Below are 2,733 nucleotides of genomic sequence, written 5' to 3' on the forward strand. Positions count from 1 at the left end.
GGCTCTGTTGCAAAGATTGGCGGCAGTCAGAGGTAGGCTGTCGCTCTGCGCCGATCAGGCGGCTGCTGCGAAATGGTGGTTGAGCATGCCCATGGCCTCCGTCAGCGCCGAGGGCCCAATGCCAAAAGCTCTCTCCACAAGGCGCACCTCGCCCCTGATGCCGGGCTGCAGGCACCAGGGGCGAGCCTGTCCTTTGCGCAGGGCTCGCATGACTTCGAATCCCTTGATCGTGGCATAGGCCGTGGGGATCGATTTGAAACCGCGCACCGGCTTGATCAGTATCTTGAGCTTTCCGTGATCGGCCTCGATCACGTTATTGAGATACTTCACCTGCCGGTGGGCCGTCTCCCGGTCCAGCTTTCCTTCGCGCTTCAATTCGGTGATCGCTGCACCATAGCTCGGCGCTTTGTCGGTATTGAGCGTGGCAGGCTTTTCCCAGTGCTTCAGGCCTCGCAGGGCCTTGCCCAGGAACCGCTTCGCTGCCTTGGCGCTGCGGGTCGGCGACAGGTAGAAATCGATCGTGTCGCCCCGCTTGTCGACTGCCCGGTACAGGTAGGTCCACTTGCCCCGCACCTTGACGTAGGTTTCATCCAGGCGCCAGCTCGGATCAAAGCCACGCCGCCAGAACCAGCGCAGCCGCTTCTCCATCTCCGGGGCGTAGCACTGGACCCAGCGATAGATCGTCGTATGGTCGACCGAAATGCCGCGTTCCGCCAGCATTTCCTCAAGGTCGCGATAGCTGATCGGATAGCGACAATACCAGCGCACCGCCCACAGGATCACATCACCCTGGAAATGGCGCCACTTGAAATCCGTCATCGTTCCGTCCGTCCAATCTCCGCCAAGCATGCTCAAGCTTCACGATTTTTGCAACAGAGCCCGCTACTCGATCGGCGTTGGCGTCACAGGATTCGAGCTCGATTTCTGGGGCCGGGTGCGCAACCTTTCTGACGCAGCGCGCTCGCAATATCTAGCAACCGTGCAGGCTGAACGGGCGTTCCGCCTCGCGTTGATCCGGGATGTGGCCTCGACCTATTTTGCTTCCCGGGAAGCCGACGAGCGGATCGCCCTTGCCGAAGCTACGGTACGCAGCCGGCAGGAAGGCCTCCGCATAGCCGAGCGTCGCCTTGAAGCCGGGGTGACTTCAGCTCTTGATTTTCGACAGGCGGAGTCGCTACTGACTCAAGCCGAAACGGAGTTGGCCAGCCTGCGCTTGGCCGAGGCGCAGAGTGAGAACTTCCTGGCCGTACTCTTGGGCGGACCCGTTCCTGTCGGGCTCACGGTGCCGCTGACGCTGGCTGACCAGAAAAACGGAACGGTGATTGCCGCCGGATTACCCTCCGAGCTGATGGTGACTCGACCGGACATATTGGCGGCAGAAGAGAAACTGCGGGCAGCGCGTGCCAATATCGGTGCTGCTCGGGCAGCCTTCTTTCCATCCATCTCACTAACCGGTAGTATCGGTTTCGCTTCAACTGATCTTGGGAATTTGATCGGAAACGAAGGACTGAGCTGGAGCTTTGGACCTTCGATCAGCCTACCCATCTTCGATTGGGGTGCGAGGAAGGGCAATCTGAGCGTGGCTGAGGCACGTGAGGATATTGCCATCGCCGAATACGAACGCACCATTCAGGGAGCTTTCCGCGAAGTTGCGGACGCCCTTGCCGGGCGCCGCTGGCTTGCTGAACAGGTCGCCGCGCAGGTTCGTGCCACTGCGGCACAGCGAGCGATCGCCGATCTTGCCCGCACTCGCTACCGCGAGGGCGTCGCAAATTACCTTGAAGTGCTCGATGCCGAACGGAATCTGTTCATCGCGGAACAGACACTGATACAGCTGCGTCGCGCCGAGCTGGATGCTCTCGTCTCTCTGTATGTCGCTCTGGGCGGCGGCCAGCAAGGGTAATGGTGGTAATGTTCCACCGACGGGCCTTGGCTATTGATCATGACAACCTACAGATCGGTCCGCCGATAAATTCCCTGACCTATATATGATAATGTCCTTTATCACACACTCATGGCGATCCGATGGAGCCGTTTAAACGGTCCCGAGATCCACCGCCGAAAGGGAGCGATATGGACCAGGACGAGGACACGGCTTTCGCCGACAACTATGCCGAGCGCGACCAGGCCAAGGCGCTGCGCGAGCAGGCCCGCGCGGGCGGCTTGCGCTTCGAGGCGTATCTTACCGGCGATCAGGCCGACTGGCTGTTGGAGCGGATCGAGCGCGGCATGTTCGCCGATCCTTCCGAGGCGGTGTTCGCGATCGTCAAGAACTTCATCGACATGGAGCCGCACCACGATTTACGCGACGAGCTGCTACGCCGGATATTGGACGGGTCGATAAAGCGCGGCCTTGAGGACGCGGAGGCTGGCCGCGTCCGCGACGCCGACGAGGTGTTCGACGAGCTGCGCCGCAAGATGGCCGCGCCGCGTCCCGCGCCGGCGCGATGGGAGAAGATCGCGCGATGAACCAGCTCGCCCCCCTCCCCGCGCCCGCGCCCGCGCTGGCGTTGCCGGCGCTGATCGCGGCGGCCGACGAGCGCGCGCAGCTTCGATTCCTTGAGTTCTTCGCCGTCACCATCCGCAATCCGCATACACGCCGCGCCTATGCGCGGGCGGCCGGCGACTTCCTGGCCTGGTGCGAGGCGCGCGGCGTCGCCTCGCTCGCCCAGGTGCAGCCGCTTCATGTCGCGGCCTGGGTCGAGGCGCTGGGGCGCGAGCTGGCCGCCCCCA

The 2,733-nt window shown here is 62.5% G+C and carries 3 protein-coding genes and 1 pseudogene; 3 read left to right on the forward strand and 1 reads right to left on the reverse strand.

Annotation, left to right across the window (positions count from 1 at the left end; all coding sequences use genetic code 11):
- Positions 1 to 54 precede the first annotated feature (54 nt).
- Entirely contained in the window at positions 55 to 819 is a 765-nt protein-coding gene (locus L288_RS34900) for an IS6-like element IS6100 family transposase (RefSeq protein WP_001389365.1), read from the reverse strand.
- On the opposite strand from L288_RS34900, the gene L288_RS34905 reads away from it, so the two are divergent.
- The 3 genes and pseudogenes from L288_RS34905 to L288_RS0121785 form a co-directional block, all read left to right on the forward strand.
- On the forward strand, positions 806 to 1,903 hold the full coding sequence (locus L288_RS34905; RefSeq protein WP_236613037.1) for an efflux transporter outer membrane subunit: 1,098 nt from the start codon (positions 806 to 808) through the stop codon (positions 1,901 to 1,903). The genes L288_RS34900 and L288_RS34905 overlap by 14 nt on opposite strands.
- A gap of 170 nt (positions 1,904 to 2,073) precedes the next feature.
- On the forward strand, positions 2,074 to 2,469 hold the full coding sequence (locus tag L288_RS34910; RefSeq protein WP_008831331.1) for a hypothetical protein: 396 nt from the start codon (positions 2,074 to 2,076) through the stop codon (positions 2,467 to 2,469).
- Positions 2,466 to 2,733, forward strand: a pseudogene (locus L288_RS0121785) (tyrosine-type recombinase/integrase); the annotation flags it as partial. The gene L288_RS34910 and the pseudogene L288_RS0121785, both read left to right, overlap by 4 nt.

The organism is Sphingobium quisquiliarum P25, assembly GCF_000445065.1.
Taxonomy (GTDB): Bacteria; Pseudomonadota; Alphaproteobacteria; order Sphingomonadales; family Sphingomonadaceae; genus Sphingobium; species Sphingobium quisquiliarum.

Excerpts from the sequence above, each read along its gene's own strand:
- L288_RS34900 (WP_001389365.1), bottom strand. The coding sequence starts at position 819 with ATGACGGATTTCAAGTGGCGCCATTTCCAGGGTGATGTGATCCTGTGG.
- L288_RS34910 (WP_008831331.1), top strand. The coding sequence starts at position 2,074 with ATGGACCAGGACGAGGACACGGCTTTCGCCGACAACTATGCCGAGCGC.